The following is a 6,243-nucleotide window of genomic DNA, read 5'->3' as shown; positions in this document are numbered from 1 at the left end:
GGCCACGAAGGCCTTCTTGCCCTGGGCCTTGAGCGCTGCAAACCTGTCGTCGATTCTGGTCATGTCCGTCCCTGCATTCTTTGGCACAATCCCTAGCGCGCATGGGGGGTGGGTGCAATCTCCGGGCGCGGGTCGGGCGCGGGCCGGGCCAAGGCTGGACTTGGCCGCGCGGGGCGCGTAACAGGCGCGGGATATTCAGACGGGAAAGGGTGCTGTCATGGGCTTTCGCATGGGGATCGTGGGCTTGCCGAACGTGGGCAAGTCGACGCTGTTCAACGCATTGACGAAAACCGCCGCCGCACAGGCCGCGAACTTCCCGTTCTGCACCATCGAGCCCAACGTGGGCGAGGTCGCGGTCCCCGACCCGCGGCTGGACACCCTGGCCGCCATCGCGGGCAGCAAGCAGATCATCCCGACGCGCATCACCTTCGTGGACATCGCGGGCCTGGTGAAGGGCGCCAGCAAGGGCGAAGGCCTGGGCAACCAGTTCCTGGCCAACATCCGCGAGACGGACGCCATCGCCCATGTGCTGCGCTGCTTCGAGGATGGCGACATCACCCATGTCGAGGGCCGCGTCGACCCGCTGGCCGATGCCGACGTGATCGAGACCGAGCTGATGATCGCCGACATGGAATCGATCGAGCGTCGCCTGGCCAACCTGTCGCGCAAGCTAAAGGGCGGGGACAAGGACGCGCTGGATCAGGACCGCCTGCTGCGCCAGGCACTGGCCGTGCTGAACGAGGGCCGCCCGGCGCGCACCGTCGCGGTGGCCGATGACGACCGCCGGGTCTGGGACATGCTGCAGCTGCTGACCGCAAAGCCCGTGCTGTTCGTCTGCAACGTGGCCGAAGACGAGGCCGCCAACGGCAATGCCCTGTCCGAGAAGGTCCGCGAGATGGCCGAGGCGCAGGGCGCGGGCCATGTCGTGATCTCGGCCCGGATCGAGGAGGAGATCAGCCAGCTGGACGCCGAGGAGGCGCAGATGTTCCTGGGCGAGATGGGGCTGGAGGAGCCGGGCCTGGACCGGCTAATCCGCGCCGGATACAGCCTGCTGGGTCTGCAGACCTATTTCACCGTGGGCCCCAAGGAGGCCCGCGCCTGGACCATCACCAAGGGCACCCTGGCCCCGCAGGCGGCGGGCGTGATCCATGGCGATTTCGAGAAGGGCTTCATCCGGTCGGAAACCATCGCCTATGACGACTATGTCGCCGGCAAGGGCGAGGCCGGAGCGCGCGAGGCGGGCAAGCTGCGCGTCGAGGGCAAGACCTATGAGGTCAAGGACGGCGACGTCCTGCACTTCCTGTTCAGCGGCTGATGAGGAAAGGCGGGCCAGGCGGCCCGCCTTGTTCGTTCAGGAATAGGTCAGTTCGGTCGCCTTGCCGCGGAAGACCGTGTAGGCCAGCACCGAATAGGCTATGATGACCGGCAGGACGACCAGCGCGCCCACCAGGATGATGATCAGCGCCTCGGGTGCGGCCGCGGCCTGATAGATCGTCATCTGTTCGGGGACGACATAGGGGTAGAAGCTGTAGGCCAACCCCCCGAAGGCCAGGACGAACAGCGCCGTGGTCAGGGCGAAGGGCGTCCAGGCCATGCGGTCGTTCTCCATCGGCAGCACGTGCAGCACCCGCCACAGGGTCGCGATCAGCACCACCGACAGGATCGGCAGGGGGGCCAGGATCGCGAATTCGGGCCAGCTGAACCACTTGTCCCAGATGCGGGCACTGACCAGGGGCGATGCGGCCGAGATCGCGGCGATGCCCGCCACCAGCCCCCAGATGCCGCGCCGTGCCCACAGGATCGCCTTGGCCTGCAGAACGCCCTCGGCCTTGCCGATCAGCCAGGTCGCACCGATGACGCTGAACCCCACCGTCAGGAACACCGCCGTCAGCAGCGCAAACGCGATGTTGGTCCAGCTGAGCTGCAGCCCGGTGACATAGAGGCCCAGCATGAACCCCTGCGCCAGGGTTGAGGCCAGGCTGCCCGCGAAGAACGCCCGGTTCCACGCGGCGCGGTGACGGGTCGGGGCCTTGGCGCGGAACTCGAACGCGACGCCGCGCAGGATCAGGCCGATCAGCATGACCGTCACCGGCAGGTAAAGGGCAGTCAGGATCACCCCGTGCGCCACCGGGAAGGCCACCAGCAGCAGGCCGATGGCCAGGACCAGCCAGGTCTCGTTCGCGTCCCAGAAGGGACCGATCGAGGCGACCATGCGGTCGCGTTCCGACGGGGTGGCGAAGGGGAACAGCAGGCCCACCCCCAGGTCGAAGCCGTCCAGGACGACATAGACCAGGATAGAGATGCCCATCAGCATCGCGAAGACGAAGGGCAGCCAGATGAACGGATCACCGAAGAGGTGCATGATCTACTCCGCAGGTTGCAGGGCGTGCACGCCTGCGTCGGGGGTGGGCAGGTCTGGGGTCAGCGGGTCGTGGCGTGCGGCGCGGCGCGCCAGATAGGTCAGCGTGCCCAGGTAGGCCGCCATCAGGACCGCATAGACCAGAAGGTAGGCGACCAGGCTGGAGGCGACCATGCCGCCGGTGACCGGGCCGACGGCCTCCTTGGTGGTCAGGACGCCCGTGACCAGCCAGGGCTGACGCCCGATCTCGGTCACGTACCAGCCCGCAAGCGTGGCGATCCAGCCCGAGAAGCCCATCGCGGCAAAGGCATAGATCCAGGGGCGCGGCAGGCCTTCCACCCCGCGGCCGCGGCGCATGAACCACAAGGCCGACCAGGACAGGGCCAGCATCGCCATGCCCATGCCCACCATGATCCGGAAGCTGAAGAAGACAGGGGCCACGGGCGGGTGTTCGGGGGTGCCGTCGGCGGCCACGAAATCGTTCAGGCCCGGCACCTCGCCCTCCAGGCTGTGCGTCAGGATCAGGGATGCGACGTTGGGGATGGCGATCTCCATCCGGTTCTCGCGCGCCTCCTGATCGGGCAGGGCGAAGAGAACCAGCGGCACGTTGCCCTGCGTCTCCCAGTTGCCCTCCATCGCGGCGACCTTGGCGGGCTGGTGTTCCAGCGTGTTCAGGCCGTGCATGTCGCCGGCATAGATCTGCAGCGGGATCAGCAGCGCGCCAAGCGTCGCGCCAAAGCGCAGCGTCGCGCGTACCTCGGCCCCCCGGTCGCCCCAGATCCAGCGCAGCGCCGAGATGCCCGCGATGAGGAAGGCCACCGTCAGCCCCGAGGCCAGCAGCATGTGCGTCAGGCGGTAGGGCAGCGACGGGTTGAAGATGATTGCCATCCAGTCGGTCGCGTGGACCACGCCGTCGATCACCTCATAGCCCGCGGGCGTGTGCATCCAGCTGTTCAGGACCAGGATCCAGAAGGCCGACAGCGTGGTGCCGAAGGCCACCAGGAAGGTCGCGGTCGTGTGCAGCCAGCCCGGCACGCGGCGGAAGCCGAAGAGCATGATGCCCAGGAAGGCGGCCTCGAGGAAGAAGGCGGTCAGCACCTCATAGGCCAGAAGCGGACCCGCGATGTTGCCGACGCTTTCCATGAAACCGGGCCAGTTGGTGCCGAACTGGAACGACATGGTGATGCCCGACACGACGCCAAGCGCGAAGGACAGGGCAAACACCTTCACCCAGAAGCGATAGGCATCCATCCATTTTTCGCCGCCCGTGCGGTTGAAGCGCAGCTTGAAGAACAGCAGCACCCAGCCAAGCGCTATCGTGACGGTCGGGAACAGGATGTGGAACGAGATGTTCGCGGCAAATTGAATCCGCGACAGAATCAGCGGGTCCATGGGTTTCAGCCTTTCGATTGAGGTTTGCTGCGGCGGATCGGGATCAGCTTGCCCGCGCCGTCGACAAGGCGGCCAAGACGGGCGCCCATATTCATCAGCGCAACCAGGCGCTCGGTCTCGAACCGGGCCAGGTCATCGTGGAACCGCGTCATCTGTTCGATCAGCTGGCGCAGTTCGGCGATGCGGGCGTGGGCTGCGCGGTCAGACGGGTCGGGTTCGGCCATCGACAGTTCGCGAAGCTTGGTCAGCGTCGGGTCGATCTCGCGCTTGCGCCGTTCGTTGATCAGCGTGCGCACGATCTCCCACAGGTCGTCGGGCGTGGTGAAGAATTCGCGCCGGTCGTCCTGCTGATGGCGCAGGCGCACCAGGTTCCAGCTTTGCAGCTCCTTTAGCGCCATTGATACGTTCGAACGGGAGAAGCCCAGGGCGGCGACGATGTCGTCCGCACACAGCGGCTCGTCCGCCAGGAACAGCAGGGCATAGACCTGACCGACGGTGCGGTTGATGCCCCACCGCGATCCCATTTCACCGAAATGCAGGATGAATTCCTGCCGCAAGGCCGAGACTGACATTCACTTGTTCCCTTCATTTCAGAAATTACTGAAAATAACATAGAGCAAGCGACGCGCCGGCATAGCGGGCAGGTTGTCGCATCCGCATATGAAAAAGCCCCCGCCTTTTCGGGCGGGGGCGTCAGGTCAGTCTGACCGGGTCGTCAGTTGGCGATGACCTGGCAGGGCTGCGACCGGCTTTGCATCCGCTCGCAGGCCAGTTCGGCATGGCCCTTGGAGAGGTTTCCGAACTGCGGCTCGAACCCGCGATTGGTGTTGGCGACGTGCCGACGCGCCGCGCCGAACAGGTTGCCGTCCTGCAGGGCCAGACGCAGCAGCAGCCGGTCAGCCTCGGCCCGAGAGGTGTAGCGGCCCAGGCTGACGCCCCAGTTGCGGCCGCTGTCGGTGGGACGGCGCACGACTTCCAGTGCCTCTGGTGCGCTCAGGTCGCCTTCGCCCATTGCGGCCAGGATCACGGTTTCGGACCGCGGCTTGGGCGCCCTGGAACTGTCCAGCGACAGGGTGCCGGGGGCCGCCTGCATCTGCGGTTCCGGGGCGGGCGCGGCTGCGGGCTCGGGCTGGGCGACGGCGGCGATGCTGGCCGTGCGCCGGGGCGAGGGTGCAGGGCGCGCCGATCCGGCCAGCACGGGGGCCGCAAGGCTGGCCTGCTGCGCCGGCGCGTCGTCCGATGCGACGGCGGTGGCAAGCGCCTGCTGGATCGCGTCGGCCGCGGGGGCCGCGGATCCGGGGCGGGCGCGCGGACGCTGGCTGCTGGCCAAGGCGACACCCGGCGGTGCGGCGGGCGCCGCGGTCGCGCCGGCAAGGCGCAACGCCTCGGTCAGGTCGACCTTGGGCGCTGCGGCGACAAGGGTCGACGCGGCGGCGGCAGGGCGGGTCGCGGGGGGCGGCGATGCCTGCAGCACCAGGCGCTGCGGTTCTGCCTGGGTCGCGGCGGGGCTGGCGGCGACCTGCGCGCGGCGCGTCGTGGCCTGCACCAGCAGGCGCGGAGGCTGCGGACGGACCTCGCGCACGCGGTCGGGGATGCGGGTGAAGCTGCTGTCCAGCAGCTCGGTCATCACCTGGTTGCGATGCGCCGTGGACGTCCCGCCGAAGACGGTGGCGATCAGGCGACGGTTGCCGCGCTGCGCCGAGGCCGTCAGGTTGAAGCCCGCAGCCCGCGTATACCCCGTCTTGATCCCGTCGGCACCGGCATAGGCATCCAGGAAACGGCGATTCGTCGACGCGACCTGAGCGATGCCCGCATCGGCCGACCGGCGCGAGAACAGGTTGTAGTACTGGGGGAAGTCGTAGAACAGGTGGCGTCCCAGAACGCTCATGTCATGGGCGGTCGAATAATGCCCCTCGGTCGTCAGGCCATGGGCGTTGCGGAACTGGCTGTTGTTCATCCCAAGCGCCCGCGCCATCTGGGTCATCTGCTGGGTGAAGGCCTGTTCGGAGCCTGCCAGCCCCTCGCCGATGGTGGTCGCGGCATCGTTGGCCGACTTGATCGCGGCGGCGCGCAGAAGATAGCGCAGCTCGATCTGCTGACCCGCGCGCAGGCCCAGCTTGGAGGGGGGCTCGTTCGCGGCCTTGGAGGACACGGTGAATTTCGAATCCAGCCGCACCTGACCGCGTTCGATGGCCGAGAACGCCATGTAGAGCGTCATCATCTTGGTCAGCGAGGCAGGATGCAGTCGCGTATCCGAATTCTGGCGATAGATGGGTTGCCCGGTCCGGGCGTCCATCACATAGGCCGCGAAAGGTGCCGCGGCAGCCGGAAGCCCCAACAGGGCAACGGCCAGGACGGCATGACAAAGCAGCCGGAAGGCATGGGTAAATCGGGTCACTGTCGCTGTCTCTCTGCCTCAAGCGGGCGCGTCGTTTGTCGCACGTCCGTCGTTAATCAACCTATAATAGCACGGCTCTTTTCACCTTGAAACC

General features: G+C 67.1%; 5 protein-coding genes. 1 reads left to right on the top strand and 4 read right to left on the bottom strand.

All coding sequences use genetic code 11. The features are described from left to right. Positions 1-217 precede the first annotated feature (217 nt). Positions 218-1,315 (top strand): redox-regulated ATPase YchF, encoded by a 1,098-nt coding sequence (ychF, locus tag GBO37_RS19510; protein WP_217844450.1) that lies wholly within the window; start codon positions 218-220, stop codon positions 1,313-1,315. Between the two features lie 36 nt (positions 1,316-1,351). On the opposite strand, the gene GBO37_RS19505 is transcribed toward ychF, so the two are convergent. The 4 genes from GBO37_RS19505 to GBO37_RS19490 form a co-directional block, all read right to left on the bottom strand. Then, the gene (locus GBO37_RS19505) at positions 1,352-2,362 is read right to left on the bottom strand and encodes a cytochrome d ubiquinol oxidase subunit II (protein WP_127898361.1); all 1,011 of its coding nucleotides are present in this window, start codon (positions 2,360-2,362) and stop codon (positions 1,352-1,354) included. A 3-nt stretch (positions 2,363-2,365) separates the two neighbouring features. After that, complete coding sequence (locus tag GBO37_RS19500; protein ID WP_252930526.1) at positions 2,366-3,751, bottom strand: cytochrome ubiquinol oxidase subunit I; 1,386 nt, start codon at positions 3,749-3,751, stop codon at positions 2,366-2,368. Between the two features lie 5 nt (positions 3,752-3,756). Beyond that, positions 3,757-4,323, bottom strand: a complete 567-nt coding sequence (locus GBO37_RS19495; protein ID WP_045983786.1) for a GbsR/MarR family transcriptional regulator — start codon at positions 4,321-4,323, stop codon at positions 3,757-3,759. 143 nt (positions 4,324-4,466) lie between these two features. After that, a complete protein-coding gene (locus GBO37_RS19490) occupies positions 4,467-6,149 on the bottom strand; it encodes a serine hydrolase (protein ID WP_252930525.1) in 1,683 nt (560 codons plus the stop codon). Positions 6,150-6,243 lie beyond the last annotated feature (94 nt).

It is taken from the genome of Paracoccus sp. 08 (genome assembly GCF_024105395.1).
In the GTDB taxonomy this organism is placed as follows: domain Bacteria; phylum Pseudomonadota; class Alphaproteobacteria; order Rhodobacterales; family Rhodobacteraceae; genus Paracoccus; species Paracoccus marcusii.
Note: the sequence above shows the minus strand (reverse complement) of the source record. Positions and strands in the feature narration are given on the sequence as shown.